Below are 14,269 nucleotides of genomic sequence, written 5' to 3'. Positions count from 1 at the left end.
GCGGCGACGTACCGGGGCACGGTGAGCGCCCCGCCGCCGAGGTGCAGGACGTCGAGGGGGCGCCCGGCGGGGGCGAGCGCGTCGGCGAGGTGGCCGAGGCGGCGGGTGTACTCGAACTCCAGGTGCGTCGGGTCGGCGAGGTCGACGTACGACTGCGGGGTGCCGTCGAGGGTGAGCAGCCAGCCGCCGTCGCGGTCGATGTCGGGCATGAGCTTGGCGAACCCGAGGTCGGTGGGGCGCCCGACCGGCACCGGTTCGTCGGTCACGCGGGCTCCCCGACCGGCACGGCCGGGAGGTAGGCGTCGAGCCAGCGGTCGAGTTCGGCGAAGACCTCGGTGCGCGCCGCCTCGCCGGACAGGACGAGGTCGTGCATGCCGCCCTCGATCCGGACGATGGTGACGTGCCGGCCGAGGTGCGGGCCCTGGGCGGCGATGTCGTCGGCGCGCAGGACGCCGTCGGCGTGGTGCAGGGCGTTGTGCCACTTGGTGGTGGAGATCGAGGCGGTGGACGCCATGAGCAGCACCGGCACGTCGATGCCGAGCCCGCGCCGCACCCGCCGGTGCCCCTGGTGGATGGCCGAGAGCCAGCCGGCGAACAGCGGGAAGCCCTCGGGCCGCTTGAGCCGGAGGTCGAAGTCCCACTCGCCGCGGTGGTCCTTGTGGAGGCTGTGCGTGTAGTGCGGGTTGAGCCCGGTCGGCAGCACGCGGGTCGGCGCGACGCGGGCGATGGCCGCGACGGCCGGGCCGCCGACGGTCACGACGGCGGCCGAGGCCGGCATGGACAGGAAGGGGCTGTTCAGGAACAGCCCGTCGATCAGGCCCCGCCCGGCGCGGCGCCCGGCCCACAGGGCCCCGATCAGGCCGCCGGTGGAGTGCCCGTTGAGCAGCACCTGCCGGTGCCCGTCCACCTCGCGGACGATCCGCACCGCCTCGTCGATCTCCTCGTCGTACTCGGCGAGGTCGCGCACGAAGTTCGGCGACTGGTGCGGGCGCAGCGAGCGCCCGTACTTGCGCAGGTCGAGCGCGTAGAAGGAGAACCCGAGCGCGACGAAGTGGTCGGCGAGGTTGGTCTGGAAGAAGTAGTCGTTGTACCCGTGGACGTACAGCACGGCCTTCTCGGACCCCGGCACGAGCCGGCGCACGAGCGTCGCGCAGACCTCGCCCTCGTAGTCGCGCCGCAGCGGCAGCTCGACCGCCTCGTAAGGGGCACCCAGGATGTCTTCCCGAAACTCCATCGCTTCTCGCCGCACCTATCCGCACTCGGGCCCGCCGCAGCAGGTCTCCACCGTTCCCGAGCCCCGACGATACCGGCCGGTAGCCCGACCCCGCGCGGCGGCCTCGGCGATCGGCCGGTCCGTGGACCGGCTTTCGCCGTTCACCGCCTCCGCCGGTCCAGCTGCGCGCGCAGCCGGGGCACCGACAGGGCCGCGGGCGGAGCCAGGAGGGCGGCCTCGGCCCGGCGGACGGCATCCGCCTCGACGTCAGGAGGCAGGTCGCTGCGCTCCAGCAGGTGGAGCACGACGAACGCCGCGCGCGGCGAGGAGCCGTTTGCGTGCAGCCAGGTCGTCGTGTGTTCCAGCACCGCGGCCGACTGCGACGGTGAAAGATCACGGCGTTCCAGCAGCCCGCAGAGGATCTCCCGCGCGACGCTGCCGGCCGTGCTCCGCGCCAACCGGTCGAGGCCGGCGTCAATGGCCCGTGCCGCCTGACCGGGCTCCAGGTCGGAGCGCCTCAGCAGCGGGGACAGTACGGGTCGTTGTGCCTTGCGGGTCGGGTGGGACTCGCACCATTCCAGTGCACGCGTGATGCCGAACCGTGCCTGGCCGGGTGTCAGCCCCTCCCTGCGGCTGAGCAGGCACCCGATCAGCGCGGGCTGGGCGGGCCGGTCCCGGAGCTCGGCAACGGCGAGATCCGCGGCCCTGACCAGCTGTTCGCCGGACGTTTGCGGCAGCCACAGCAGGGCCTGGATGACGCGTCCGCTCTGGACCGACGCCGCCCGATTGGCGTCCAGCCAGCCGAAGGTCACGGCGATCACCTCCTCGGGGACGTCACCGTGATCGGGGCTGTGCGACAGGAGGAGCGTGGAGAGCAGCGAGCCGGCCTCGGGCACGCGCACGCCGTACCGGGAGAGCCAGGCGACCGCGAGGTCCCGCGCCATGCGTTCCTGGTCGCTCTCCACGCCCTGGCAGGCCACCACTGCCTGGAAAAGCATCACGGTGGCGGACGATCCGGCACCACGGCTGTCGGCGGACCAGCTCAGCGCCTGGGCCACGACGGTGCGGCGCAGCCCGCCGGGCAGGCCGTCGTGCTCGAGGAGCCGCTTCAGTACCTTGATTCCCGCCTCGGTCCGGCGTCTGGGCCGGAGCCAGTCGAGCACGCACTGCGCCACCGTGGTCAGGCGCTCCGCCTGGTGCCTCCGCGACAGGACGAGGTTCAGCACCGCGGGCGTGGTCTGCCATCCGGGGTGCTCCCTCACCCACTCCAAGGCACACTCCACAGTGAGCTGCTCCTCGGCCGGTGAGAGGTCGGTCCGGCCCAGCAGCGCCCGGATCACGTGATCGGCATCGGTCTGCTGCCCTCGCCGTGACAGCCAGGACAGCGCGCCCTCGATGAGGGGGCGCGCGGCGTTCCGGTCGTCGGAGAGGGCAGCGTCGAGGAACGGTCGTGCGGAAAAGGACTCCTCGGCCCGGTTCAGCCACGGTTGGACCAGTTCCTGCCACGCTTCGGCCGCCGCGTTCTTCCAGGGCGGGCTGGTCACCATCGTCAGCAGCGCCTGCTCACCGTCCTTGCCCGAACGCTCCAGCCTCCCGCCCAGCCGGTTCGCGTGTGCCATGACCCAGTCGTGGCAGAACCGCTCCAGCACGGCCGCCCGTCTGCCGATGCCGTCCGCCGCGAGGTCGGCGGTCAGGCGCCGGAGGTGTCCGGCGAACCGGGCCAGCGAGCGGACCCGCTCGGTCGCCGCGGCGAAGAGGGCACCGGCGCCCTGATCGTCGATGCTGAAGCCGGGCGGCGGGAACAGGACCTGGGCCACCAGTTCGTCGACGACGATGTCGTGCACGACGTACAGCTCGCCGTCCGTCTCGTCCATCCACCCGAGGGACAGCAGGGTGTCGACGACGCGTCGCCCGCCCAACCGACCGGGGTGCTCCCCCGCCTCGCGGTCGAGCAGCGAATCGACCGCGCCCTCGACCGCCGCACGGGCCTGGGGGCAAACCGCAACGGCCACGGCGGCGGCCAGTTGCCACGTGTCCGGGGCGACCCGGTCCAGCGGCGTGGCCGGTTCCCGGCTGCGCGCCGCGGTCAGCCTGTCCCTGCGCAGCGCCTCCTGCAACCAGCCGTGGAGCTCCCCGCGTCGCACGCGCGTGAGGTCCGCGTCGGTGTGCCCTGCCGCGAGCAGTTGCTCGAGAGCGCGCGCGATCAGCAGGGCGATGACCGGGCGACGACCACAGGTCCGGGAGAGCGCCGCCATCCCCCACCGGCGCAGGGACACGGGGGCGACCTCGCGCAGGATGTGCTCGACGACCCGTGACTGGTGGTCCTCGTCCTGCCGCAGCGCGACGTCGTCGAACAGTTCCGCGGAGCCCCGCCGCAGCAGATCGTGATGGCCGCTGGGCCGGACCGACGCGATCACCGCCACGGCGACGCCCGTGCGCTTGGCCTCCGGCAGGAGGCTGTTGGCCAGGACCTGCAGGTCCACCTGGGAACAGGTGTCGAGGTAGTCGAACAGCAGCAGGACCCGGTCGCATCCGGCTCCCAGTACCGCGTGCGCCAGGTCGTCCACCGTCACGGAGTTGTGCGGTTGGACGTGGAGGACCCGCCACCCGGCGCGGTGGGCCGCCTCGGCGACCTCGTAGCACGTCCTGGTCTTCCCCGCGCCGGCCGGTCCGATCAGCAGCACTCCGCGCGGCTCGGGTGCCGACAGCCGGCGGAGCAGGGCCCCGGGGTCGGCCTCGTGCCCGGGCCCGGGGCTGACGAACGGAAGCTGACCCCCGGTCAGGTAGGTCCGACGGCCGAGGAGGCCCCGCACCACCTCGTCGTGCGGGAGGATCCGGCGAAGGCTCCGGCTCGGCTCGTCGCCCGGCCGACCGTACTGGTTGAAGGTGACGTTCCCGACCCGCCCCGCTTGGAGCACGGAACCGGACACGGTGCCCGAGACCCGGTTGCGAGTGTCGTAAGCACCGTTGTCCTCGAACGTCATGCCGTGCACCTCCGGTATGGCCTCCACCAGGCGGACGCGGCAGCGGCCCGGGGCCGCGGCCGGTGCCGATCACCCTACCGATCCCGCCGGGTGCCGGGCGGAGCGGGGCGTTCGCCCCCGAATCGACCCGCACCACCGGCCCGCTCCCCGTGCGCCTGTGGTGCGCCGGTGGGGGTGTGGAACGCTACCCGGACGCGCGTCACTTCCCGTGGCCGGCAGGCGAGTTGAGGGGGTCCGTAGATGGTGCAGCAGGGCGAGGGGCCGATGGCGGGGCACGGCGGGGCGGGCGGGCACGCCGATCCGTCGTTGTACCGGTCGGCGGCGGAGGCGATGGCCGCGCCGGCGGAGACGCTGGCGTACGTCGCCGGGTTCGACCGGGCGGGGCGGCGGCCGGACGCGCTGCTGACGGTGGACGTCGATCCGGCATCGGCGAGCTACGGGAAGGTCCTGAACTTCGCCGAACTGCCCACCCTCGGGGACGAGTTGCACCACTTCGGGTGGAACGCGTGCTCCAGCGCGCTGGCGCACGCCTGCCACGAGAACCCGGAGCGGCGCTACCTGCTGCTGCCCGGGCTGCGGTCGTCGCGGGTGCACGTGATGGACACCCGGCCCGACCCGGTGCGGCCGCGGCTGGTGAAGACGGTGGAGGCGGCCGAGCTGGCGGCCAGAGCGGGGTACTCGCGGCCGCACACGCTGCACTGCGGGCCGGGCGGGGTGTTCCTGTCCTGCCTCGGCGCCGGGGACGGGACGGACGGGCCCGGCGGGGTGGCGCTGCTCGACCACACCACCTTCGACGTGCTGCGCGCGTGGGAGACCGAGCGCGGGCCGCAGCACCTGGCGTACGACGTGTGGTGGCACCTCGGGACGAACGTCGGCATCACCAGCGAGTGGGGCACGCCGTGGATGGTCGAGGACGGCGTCGTGCCGGAGCTGCTGCTCGGGCGCAAGTACGGGCACGCGCTGCACTTCTGGGAGCTGGACTCCGGCCGCCACCTCCAGCGGGTCGACTTCGGCGACCAGTACCAGATGGTGCTGGAGCTGCGCCCGGCCCACGACCCGCAGGCGGAGTGGGGCTTCGCGGGCGTGGTCGCGAACGTCGAGGACCTCTCGTCCTCCGTCTGGCTCTGGTACCGGGACGGGCCGGCGTTCACCGCGCGCAAGGTGATCGACATCCCGGCCGAGCCCGCCAAGACCGAGGACCTGCCGCCCGCGCTGCAGCCGTTCGGCGCGGTGCCGCCGCTGGTCACCGACATCAACCTGTCGGTGGACGACCGCTGGCTGTACGTGTCGGCCTGGGGCACCGGCGAGATCTTCCAGTTCGACGTGTCGGACCCCTTCCACCCCCGCAGGACCGCCTCGGTGCGCCTGGGCGGGGTCACCGCCCGCACCCCGCACCCGGCCGAGCCGCAGCGCCCGCTGAGCGGGGCGCCGCAGATGGTCGAGATCAGCCGGGACGGGCGGCGGCTCTACCTCACCAACTCGCTGTACGGCGCGTGGGACGACCAGTTCTACCCGGACGGCATCGAGCCGTGGATCGTCAAGCTGGACGCCGACACCGAGGCGGGCGGGCTCACCGTGGACGAGCGGTTCTTCCCGCACGGCGAGGAGTTCCGCGGGCTGCGCGTGCACCAGACGCACCTCGCGGGCGGCGACGCGTCGTCGGACTCCTACTGCTACCGCTAGTGCCGCGCGGCGGGCCGCGGATCGTCCGGATCACGTCCGGCCTCGGACCGCAGGAGGCCGGTGACGTCGGTGGCTTTCCCCTCCCAGTCCCCGTACAGCTCGCGGGCGGCCGGGTCGAGGAAGACGTGCCAGGCCATGTTGCGCTGCTCGGGCGGCATCGCGTCGAAGTCGCCGAGCAGGGCGGTGCCGAGCCGGTTCCACGCGATGATGTCCAGCCGCCGGCCGAGGACGTACGCGGGCACGCCCTCCATCGCGTCGAGGAGCTGCTGGAGCGCGGGCCGGACCTGCTGGACCCGGGTGGCGGCCCGGCCCGGACGGCGGCGGGCGGGCTTGGTGAGCCGGCCGAGGTGCTCGCGCTCGGCCGGGCCGAGCCGCAGCGCGCGGGCGATGGCGTCCAGCACGGCGGCGGAGACGCTCTCGCCGTGGCCCTGCTCCAGCCGCGTGTAGTACGCGGTGCTCACCCCGGCGAGCTGGGCCAGCTCCTCGCGGCGCAGGCCCGGCACCCGGCGTCGGGTGCCGAGGTCGGGCAGGCCCACGTCCTCGGGCCGCAGGCGGGCGCGGCGGGAACGGAGGAACTCGCTGAGTTCGGTGCGCTGGTCCATGCCTGCAGTATGCGGGGGACCGGCCGCCGCCGGGGGCGGGCGAGGGTGACACTGCCGTGCGTAGGTTGCGCGCTCCTACGTTCCGCTCCCCTAGGTTCCGGGCCCCTACGTTCCGCGTCCCTACGTTCCGCGTTCCTACGTCTGCGGGCCGTACGCCCGGTTTGCGTACGTAGATCGTTGGTCTGGTTGGCCCGCGCGGCCCGGCGCAGCCTTGAGGACATGACGAACACGGGCATCACGAACGACACGCACGCCGACACGCACACCGACGCGAACGCCACCCGCACCATCGCCGCCTACGCGGCGCTCACCGCGAAGTCCCCGCTGCAGAAGACCACCGTCGAGCGCCGGACGGTAGGCGAGCACGACATCGTGATCGACGTCAGGTTCTCCGGCATCTGCCACTCCGACATCCACCAGGTCAACGAGGACTGGGGCACCGGCATCTTCCCGATGGTGCCGGGCCACGAGATCGCCGGCGTCGTGAGCGAGGTCGGCCCCGGCGTCACGAAGTGGAAGGCCGGCGACCGCGTCGGCGTCGGCTGCTTCGTCGACTCCTGCCGCACGTGCGACAACTGCCGGGCCGGCCAGGAGCAGTACTGCACCGGCGGCGCCACCTTCACCTACAACGCCATCGGCCGCGACGGCCGGCCCACGTACGGCGGCTACGCCAAGGAGGTCGTCGTCGACGAGAACTACGCGCTGCGCATCCCCGACAACCTGCCGCTCGACGCCGCCGCGCCGCTGCTGTGCGCGGGCATCACGCTCTACTCGCCGCTCACCCACTGGGGCGCGGGCCCGGGCAAGAAGGTCGCCATCGTCGGCCTCGGCGGCCTCGGCCACATGGGCGTCAAGATCGCCCACGCGCTCGGCGCCGACGTCACCGTGCTCAGCCAGTCGCTCCGCAAACGCGAGGACGGCGTGAAGCTCGGCGCCGACGACTACCGCGCCACCTCCGACCCGGCCACCTTCACCGAGCTCGCGGGCCGCTTCGACCTGGTCGTCAACACCGTCTCGGCCGACCTCGACCTCAGCGCCTACCTCGGCCTGCTGCGCACCGACGGCACGCTCGTCCAGGTCGGCGCGCCGGAGAAGCCGGTGTCGGTGAACGCCCACGCGCTGCTCCTCGGCCGCCGCTCGCTCGCCGGCTCGATGATCGGCGGCCTGCGGGCCACGCAGGACATGCTGGACTTCTGCGGCGAGCACGGCATCACCGCCGAGATCGAGCTGATCCGCGCCGACCAGATCAACGAGGCGTACGAGCGGGTGCTGGCGAGCGACGTCCGCTACCGGTTCGTGATCGACGCCGCGACGATCTGATCCCCGCCCTCGGCGCTCCGACGACCGCGGCCACAACCGCCCCGTCCTCGGCACTCCCCCGAGCGCGACCACGACCGCCCCGCCCTCGGTGCTCTCCCCACACCGAGGGCGGGGCGCAGTCACACCCCCGCCGCGCCGGCCACCTGGTCGCCCGCCGCGCGCCGCTCCGCCCTGCGCTGCTCGCGCCGGGCCCGGCCGCGCCGGAGCGGCTGGTCGGGCACCCACCCGAAGGTGACGCAGGCGCCGATCATGCCCAGCAGCATCCCGAGCAGGAAGCCGCCCATGTTGGACGTCAGCCAGCTGCCCAGCGACGCGAGCACGGCCATGAACGAGTAGAACAGCCGCTGCGCCGGGTTGAAGACGATCAGCACCCCGCAGAGCACCATCACCGCCGGCACGAGGTAGCCGGCGATCCCCTGCATCCCCATGTGCAGGACCACCGGCAGCGGCGCCCGCAGGGTGAAGAGGATCTCGGCGCCCCCGAGCGTCACCAGCAGGCCGCCCCAGAACGGCCGCTGCCCCCGCCAGTCCCGCTTGACCGGACGGGCGGGCGCGACGGCTGCCGCGGCCCCGGCGGTCGGTGCGGACCCGGGGCCGGGCGCGACACCGGGCCCGGGCGCCTCCGCGGCGCCGGGCCCGAAGACGGGCACGAAGACGTGCCCGGGATCGCGGCCGGGATCGGCGCCCGCCGCGGCCGGGACGGGAGCCGTCCCCTCGGCCCCCTCCCCTGCGCCACGGGCACCCGGCGGTGTGGGCTCCGTCATCAGCAGCCCTTCGAGCTGAACGCCAGCTTCAGGTGCGGCAGCTTGAAGCTGGCCGCGGTGCTGGCGTAGTTGTGCTGGTTCACGTTCACCATGTCGACGGTGTCCGCCTGTTGGCCGAAGACGCCCGGCCGGCCGGGGACCCCGGCCTTGGTGTACTCGCTGGCGTCGCGGCCGATCTCGATGTTGGAGAACGAGGCGTCGCCGGACATCATGTCGGAGTCGGTGGTGAGGTTCTCCGCGGTGACCGGGGTGCCGGCGTCACCGGCGTGGATCACCAGGTTGATGCCGCCGAGGTCGACGCTCTGGCACAGGTCGGTGATCTGGGCCGTCTTGATCGCCGTCACCGCGACCAGCACCTGGCCGCCGGTGTGCCCCTGGTTGGGGCTGTTCTTGATCATGTGGTCGAGGCTCCCGAACTGCTCGAAGCCGTCGCCGTGGAGCTTGGTCGCGGTGATCGTGAAGGGCATGCCGGAGATCGAGAACTGCGTGGCGAGCACGCCCTGCGCGGTGAGCGTCATCAGCACGCCGCTCGCTATGACGGCCGGGACGGCCATCAGGGCGGCGCGCTTCAGACGGACGCGTCCTCTTCCGGGCCCGGCCGGTGTGTCGGGTGCCTCCGCCGTGGCGGCGGCTTCCTCGGACATGGCCATGTGTGCTCCCTGGGTGGGTTGGGATGGGCAGGCACTGGCACGTTGTCCTGGCGCGGACAGCGTTCCGCGGCCGGCCGGTCGGCCGCCCCTCGGCAGCGGGGCGGAACCGGTCGAGCCGCGGTTTGAGTAACCGTGAAGCTACTGCTCGGTATTCGCCCGGTCAATAGAAGTGCACGAAGGGATCTTCACCAAATGATCCACCCCATGAAACACTTTGACCAAACGTCAAATGATCCACCCCACAACGGAATTCACGATTCCGCAGCCAGGCCCTCCGGAGCGTCACCAAGCCCGAGCCCGAGCCGGCGGGCCGCCTCGGCCGGACCGAGGAACGGGGCCAGGCAGAAGAGGCCCAACGCCGGTAGAAGCTCCGGCAGTTCGGTCGTCCGACCGGAGTTCACCCGCCGGTAGACGGCGGTGTAGACGCCGCCCACCACCGCATCCACCAGGGCCTCTACCGGTACCCCGCACTGGAGTTGGGGCACCTCCGCGAAGAACGCCCGGAACCGCTTGAGCAGTTGCTCGCGCTCGCGGCGCCCGGCCGGCCCGACCGCCTCGATCTCGATCACCGCCATCGTCGCGAACGCCGGCACCCCGGCCAGCAGCTGGAGCATCGCCTCCAGCGCCCGCCGGATGCCGGTGCACCAGTCCGGCTCGGCCGCGAAGGCCGCCGCCATCCGCCGGATCACCACGCCCGTGCCGTGCCGGTGGGCGGCGAGGAAGGCGTCCTCCTTGCCGCTGAACAGCTCGTAGAAGACCGGCCTGGTCACGCCCGCGGCCCGGCAGATGTCACTCACCGTGGCGTGCTGGTAGCCGTGCTCGGCGACGGTGTGGACCAGCCCGTCCAGCAGGCGCTCGCGCTGGGTCGCGGCGACCACGCCCCGAGGCAGCCGGCTCGGGCCGCGCTTGATCGAACGGGCCGGGTCACGACCGGTGCGCGCACCCGGCAGCAGGATCACGTCGGCCCCCCGGACGGTGTTCCGTTCCATCACCAACTCCTGTGTCCCGTCTTGACATTGATGCAACACCGGGTTTACAACACTGACAGGTTTCCAACCGGTGGGCGAGCAGCCGCCGGAGAACCCGCCAGGGCCCGCCGGCGCCGACTGCGCCACCCGGACCCGGGACCACGGCGGACGCACGCACGGCGGTGGCAGCCGCCGGCCTGCACCCCATTGCACCGCGCACCTCCGCACCCTTCCGCCGCCAGGCGGGCCCGTGGCGCCGGGCCCGCCCCGGCGCGGCCCACTGGGAGCCGCACCGCCGTGCCCCGCACCTCCCCCGCCGTGCACGCCACCACACCCGCACGCGGGCAACCCCCACCCGACTCCGTACGGAGAGGCACCCTCATGCGCATCCGCCGCACCCTCGGGACGGCCGCCCTCGCCGCCCTCGCTTTCGCCGCCACCGCCGTCGCCCCCGCCCAGGCCGACGCCTCGGCCGAGGTCGACGCCTCGGCGGTCCTCACCACCGGCAGCCTCGGCGGCCCGGCCGCCTCGGTGGGCGACGTCCTCAACGCGAGCCTGCTGTCCGGCACCACCGCCAACTTCTACGACAGCGCCACGAGCACCAACGGCATCACCTGCACCGCGTCCTCGTTCTCCGCGACCGTCAACGCCAACCCGGCCGCCCCCGGCAACGCCGTCGAGTCCCTCAACACCCAGACCTTCGACGGCTGCTCCTCCAGCGTCCTCGGCGTCACAGGCGTGCAGAGCATCAGCGTCGACAACCTCGCCTACACCAACACCGTCGGCGACGGCGCCGGCAGCCCGGTCACCCTCTCCCCCGGCGCGGCCGGCCCGATGCAGACCACGGTGGTGCTCAACACCGTCCTCGGCAGCGTCACCTGTGTCTACCAGCAGGCGACCAGCATCTCCGGCACCACGTCCAACGGCAACAACAGCATCTCCTTCGCCGCCCAGCCCTTCAACCTCACCTCCGGCTCGGGCCTGTGCTTCCAGACCGGCTACTTCACCGCCGCCTACGGCCCGGTCACGGACACCACGGCCGCCGGCAGCCCGCTCATCTACGTGAACTGACCCAGCCCACGGCTGAGCGGCGTCCGGCAACCCGTGGGCTGCCGGACGCCGCTCGGCCGCGCGCGGGCGAAGACAGGCCCCAGGGGCCTCCAAAGCGAAGTGACCGGCCGGTAAGGTGCTGGCGGACGGTCGGTGCGAGCGGAGGCGGAGCGGGGCATGAACGGCGACGGAACAGGGTTCTTCACGTCGGTGGCGGACGCCGCAACGCAGTTGGCCGAGGCCGGGTACCTCGCGTCCACCGCGGTCGCGACGACGGTGTTCCTCGCCGACCGGCTCGGCAAGCCGCTGCTCGTCGAGGGTCCGGCCGGGGTCGGCAAGACGGAGCTGGCGAAGGCGGTGGCCGAGATCGGCCGCGCCCGACTCGTCCGGCTGCAGTGCTACGAGGGCATCGACGAGTCCCGCGCCCTCTACGAGTGGAACCACGCCAAGCAACTGCTGCGGATCACCGCCGGGCGCGACGAGGGCTGGGACGAGGCCCGCACCGACATCTTCGGCGAGGAGTTCCTGCTCACCCGCCCCCTGCTGACCGCGATCCGCGGCGACGAGCCGACGGTGCTGCTGATCGACGAGATGGACAAGGCCGACGTCGAGGTCGAGGCGCTGCTGCTGGAGGTGCTCAGCGACTTCCAGGTGACGGTGCCCGAGCTCGGCACCATCACGGCGAGCCGCCGGCCCTTCGTCCTGCTCACCTCCAACGCCACCCGCGAGCTGTCCGAGGCGCTGCGCCGGCGCTGCCTCTTCCTCCACCTCGACTATCCGGACGCCGAGCTGGAGCGCCGGATCGTCCGCTCGAAGGTGCCGGGCCTGGACGAGACGCTCGCCGCGTCGCTCGTGCGGGTGGTCGGTGCGCTGCGGGCGATGGAGCTGCGCAAGGCGCCGTCCGTCGCGGAGACGATCGACTGGGCGCGCACGCTGCTGGCGCTCGGCGCGGACACGCTGGACGAGGCGGTCGTCCGGGACACCCTCGGGGTGATCCTCAAGCACCAGGACGACGTGCGGAAGGCCGCCGACAAGCTCACCGTCGCATGAGCGCCCCGAGTGCCACCCCGCAGGACACCGCCGCCCGCCTCACCGGCCTGGTCCGCGCCCTGCGCGGGCACGGCCTGCGGATCGGCCCCGCCGAGACCGTCGACGCGGCGGCCGTGCTCGACGTCCTCGGCTTCGCCGACCGCGAGCAGATGCGGGCCGGACTGGCCGCCGCGCTGCTGCGCTCGGACGGCCAACGGGCCGTCTTCGACGCCACCTTCGACCTGTTCTTCCCGCTCGGCGTCGGCACCCCCGAGGCCGCGCGCCACGTCGAACCGCAGGACGACGCACCGCGGTTCGGCCGCCCCGACCCCGCCCGGGACGAGCTGCGCGAGCGCATCGCCGCCGCCCTCGCCGCCGGCGACCGGGCCGCCCTCGCCGCGCTGGCCGGCGAGGCGATCGAGGCCTTCGGCCGCTACGGCAGCGGCGCCACCCCCGGCTCGGACGGCTGGTCGGCCCACCAGGCGCTCGGCCGGCTCTCCCCCGAGACGCTCCTCGCCCGCGTCCTCGCCGCCCTGCGCGAGCAGAACGGCACCCCGGACGTCTCCGACCTCGTCCTCGCCGACGAGATCCGCCGCCGCATCCGCGACTTCCGCGCTCTCGTCGCCGGTGAGGCCCGCCGCCGCGTCGCCGAGCTGCGCGGCGCCGAGCGGATCGCCGAACGCGCCGTCGCCCCCACCGCCGACCGGATCGACTTCCTCGCCGCCGGCCGCGACCAGCTCGCCGAACTCCGCCGCACCGTGCACCCGTTGGCCCGCAAGCTGGCCACCCGCCTGGCCGCCCGGCGCCGCCGCGCCGCCCGCGGGCAGATCGACCTGCGCCGCACACTGCGCCGCTCGCTGTCCACCGGCGGGGTGCCGCTGCGCCCGGCGTACCGGCTGCGCCGCCCGGCCCGGCCGGAGCTGGTGCTGCTGTGCGACGTGTCCGGCTCGGTGGCCGGCTTCGCCGACTTCACCATGCTGCTCGTGCAGGCGATGAGCGAACAGTTCAGCAAGGTCCGGGTGTTCGCGTTCGTCAACCGCACCGCCGAGGTGACCGACCTGCTCGCGCGAGGCCGCACCGACCCGGCCCGGCTGGCCGCGCGCATCCTCACCGACGCCGAGGTCATGGGCCACCACGGCAACAGCGACTACGGCTCCGCGCTGGGCGGCTTCGCCGAGCGGCACCTGGACGCGGTCGGCCCACGCACCTGCGTCCTGGTCCTCGGCGACGCCCGCAACAACCACCGCGACCCGAACCTGGACGCGCTGCGCCGGATCGCCGGCCGGGCGCGGCGGGTCTTCTGGCTCAACCCCGAACAGCCCGCGCTCTGGCCGACCGGCGACTCCGCCGCGCTCGCCTACGCGGGCGTCGTGGAGATGCACTCCTGCCGCAACGCGCGCCGGCTAGGCGAACTGATCGCCCGTCTGCTGCCTGTCTAGCTCGCTGGCCGTCTAACCTTCCTGATCCAGGTGTGCGAGGAAGTCGAGCAGCGCCGCCGTGACCTCCGCCGGGCGCTCCTGCTGCGTCCAGTGGCCGGTGTCCGGGAGCCGGACGTGCTTGTGGAGGCGCGGCGTGAACGTGGTCAGCAGGAGCTCCAGGATGTCCCGCGGGACCATCGCGTTGACGAGGTCCCGCTCGCCGACGACGAACAGCGCGGGCGCCTGGATCGGGCGGCCGTCGAACGCCGTCATCAGCTCGTTGTTCCGGTCGATGTTGCGGTACCAGTTGAGCCCGCCGGTGAACGCCCGCTCCCCGTGGGTCGCGTAGTCGGCCACGTAAGCGTCGATGTCCGCCTTGGTGATCCAGGCCGGCAGCCGCTCCGGCTCCGGGACGGTGTCCAGCAGCTTCCGCCCCTCGGGGACGACCCACACGATCGGCTCGGCGCCGGGGCCGGAACCGGCGTACACGCGGCGGAAGGTGGACGCCGGGTCGGCCGCGAGCTCGGCGCCCAGCACCGCGAACCCGTCCAGCCCGAGGTCGTCCGCGATGATCCGCACGTCGGCCGC

Annotated in this window: 11 protein-coding genes and 2 pseudogenes; 5 read left to right on the top strand and 8 right to left on the bottom strand. The window is 73.3% G+C overall.

All coding sequences use genetic code 11. From position 1 onward, the window contains the following. The 3 genes and pseudogenes from AB0O00_RS16775 to AB0O00_RS16765 all read right to left on the bottom strand — a co-directional run. Nucleotides 1–209 (bottom strand): annotated as a pseudogene (locus tag AB0O00_RS16775) (spermidine synthase-like protein); the annotation flags it as partial. Between the two features lie 53 nt (nucleotides 210–262). Next, on the bottom strand, nucleotides 263–1,234 hold the full coding sequence (locus AB0O00_RS16770) for an alpha/beta hydrolase (RefSeq protein WP_363652400.1): 972 nt from the start codon (nucleotides 1,232–1,234) through the stop codon (nucleotides 263–265). Nucleotides 1,235–1,374: 140 nt separating this feature from the next. Continuing rightward, entirely contained in the window at nucleotides 1,375–4,197 is a 2,823-nt protein-coding gene (locus AB0O00_RS16765) for an ATP-binding protein (protein WP_363652398.1), read from the bottom strand. Nucleotides 4,198–4,437: 240 nt separating this feature from the next. On the opposite strand from AB0O00_RS16765, the gene AB0O00_RS16760 reads away from it, so the two are divergent. Then, complete coding sequence (locus tag AB0O00_RS16760; RefSeq protein WP_363652396.1) at nucleotides 4,438–5,880, top strand: selenium-binding protein SBP56-related protein; 1,443 nt, start codon at nucleotides 4,438–4,440, stop codon at nucleotides 5,878–5,880. A gap of 5 nt (nucleotides 5,881–5,885) precedes the next feature. On the opposite strand, the pseudogene AB0O00_RS16755 reads toward AB0O00_RS16760, so the two are convergent. Continuing rightward, nucleotides 5,886–6,482: pseudogene (locus AB0O00_RS16755) on the bottom strand (helix-turn-helix transcriptional regulator); the annotation flags it as partial. A 219-nt stretch (nucleotides 6,483–6,701) separates the two neighbouring features. Between AB0O00_RS16755 and AB0O00_RS16750 the strand changes: the two are divergent. Then, the gene (locus AB0O00_RS16750) at nucleotides 6,702–7,802 is read left to right on the top strand and encodes an NAD(P)-dependent alcohol dehydrogenase (RefSeq protein ID WP_363652394.1); all 1,101 of its coding nucleotides are present in this window, start codon (nucleotides 6,702–6,704) and stop codon (nucleotides 7,800–7,802) included. A gap of 119 nt (nucleotides 7,803–7,921) precedes the next feature. Here AB0O00_RS16750 and AB0O00_RS16745 read toward each other — a convergent pair whose 3' ends face one another. The 3 genes from AB0O00_RS16745 to AB0O00_RS16735 form a co-directional block, all read right to left on the bottom strand. Further along, a complete protein-coding gene (locus AB0O00_RS16745) occupies nucleotides 7,922–8,452 on the bottom strand; it encodes a DUF6114 domain-containing protein (RefSeq protein ID WP_363652402.1) in 531 nt (176 codons plus the stop codon). Between the two features lie 113 nt (nucleotides 8,453–8,565). After that, nucleotides 8,566–9,216, bottom strand: coding sequence for a DUF6230 family protein (locus tag AB0O00_RS16740; protein WP_363652392.1), 651 nt, complete (start codon nucleotides 9,214–9,216; stop codon nucleotides 8,566–8,568). A gap of 251 nt (nucleotides 9,217–9,467) precedes the next feature. Further along, the gene (locus AB0O00_RS16735; RefSeq protein ID WP_363652390.1) at nucleotides 9,468–10,205 is read right to left on the bottom strand and encodes a TetR/AcrR family transcriptional regulator; all 738 of its coding nucleotides are present in this window, start codon (nucleotides 10,203–10,205) and stop codon (nucleotides 9,468–9,470) included. Nucleotides 10,206–10,565: 360 nt separating this feature from the next. On the opposite strand from AB0O00_RS16735, the gene AB0O00_RS16730 reads away from it, so the two are divergent. From AB0O00_RS16730 to AB0O00_RS16720, 3 genes are all read left to right on the top strand, one after another. Further along, nucleotides 10,566–11,255 (top strand): Tat pathway signal sequence domain protein, encoded by a 690-nt coding sequence (locus AB0O00_RS16730; protein ID WP_363652388.1) that lies wholly within the window; start codon nucleotides 10,566–10,568, stop codon nucleotides 11,253–11,255. Between the two features lie 156 nt (nucleotides 11,256–11,411). Continuing rightward, nucleotides 11,412–12,284, top strand: coding sequence for a MoxR family ATPase (locus AB0O00_RS16725; protein ID WP_363652386.1), 873 nt, complete (start codon nucleotides 11,412–11,414; stop codon nucleotides 12,282–12,284). Further along, nucleotides 12,281–13,702 (top strand): VWA domain-containing protein, encoded by a 1,422-nt coding sequence (locus tag AB0O00_RS16720; protein WP_363652385.1) that lies wholly within the window; start codon nucleotides 12,281–12,283, stop codon nucleotides 13,700–13,702. The genes AB0O00_RS16725 and AB0O00_RS16720 overlap by 4 nt, the downstream gene beginning before the upstream one ends. 12 nt (nucleotides 13,703–13,714) lie before the next feature. On the opposite strand, the gene AB0O00_RS16715 is transcribed toward AB0O00_RS16720, so the two are convergent. Continuing rightward, the coding region (locus AB0O00_RS16715) for an alpha/beta hydrolase (protein WP_363652383.1) at nucleotides 13,715–14,269 on the bottom strand (555 nt) is incomplete at its 5' end.

The sequence above is a fragment of the Kitasatospora sp. NPDC093558 genome (genome assembly GCF_040683475.1).
GTDB lineage: Bacteria > Actinomycetota > Actinomycetes > Streptomycetales > Streptomycetaceae > Kitasatospora.
The sequence above is the reverse complement of the archived record's forward strand: the minus strand, read 5'-3'. Positions and strand labels throughout refer to the sequence as shown.

Bases quoted from the DNA above. Each gene is read 5' to 3' on its own strand.
- AB0O00_RS16770 (WP_363652400.1), bottom strand. From the start codon at position 1,234: ATGGAGTTTCGGGAAGACATCCTGGGTGCCCCTTACGAGGCGGTCGAG.
- AB0O00_RS16765 (WP_363652398.1), bottom strand. From the start codon at position 4,197: ATGACGTTCGAGGACAACGGTGCTTACGACACTCGCAACCGGGTCTCG.
- AB0O00_RS16760 (WP_363652396.1), top strand. From the start codon at position 4,438: ATGGTGCAGCAGGGCGAGGGGCCGATGGCGGGGCACGGCGGGGCGGGC.
- AB0O00_RS16750 (WP_363652394.1), top strand. From the start codon at position 6,702: ATGACGAACACGGGCATCACGAACGACACGCACGCCGACACGCACACC.
- AB0O00_RS16740 (WP_363652392.1), bottom strand. From the start codon at position 9,216: ATGGCCATGTCCGAGGAAGCCGCCGCCACGGCGGAGGCACCCGACACA.
- AB0O00_RS16735 (WP_363652390.1), bottom strand. From the start codon at position 10,205: ATGGAACGGAACACCGTCCGGGGGGCCGACGTGATCCTGCTGCCGGGT.
- AB0O00_RS16730 (WP_363652388.1), top strand. From the start codon at position 10,566: ATGCGCATCCGCCGCACCCTCGGGACGGCCGCCCTCGCCGCCCTCGCT.
- AB0O00_RS16725 (WP_363652386.1), top strand. From the start codon at position 11,412: ATGAACGGCGACGGAACAGGGTTCTTCACGTCGGTGGCGGACGCCGCA.
- AB0O00_RS16720 (WP_363652385.1), top strand. From the start codon at position 12,281: ATGAGCGCCCCGAGTGCCACCCCGCAGGACACCGCCGCCCGCCTCACC.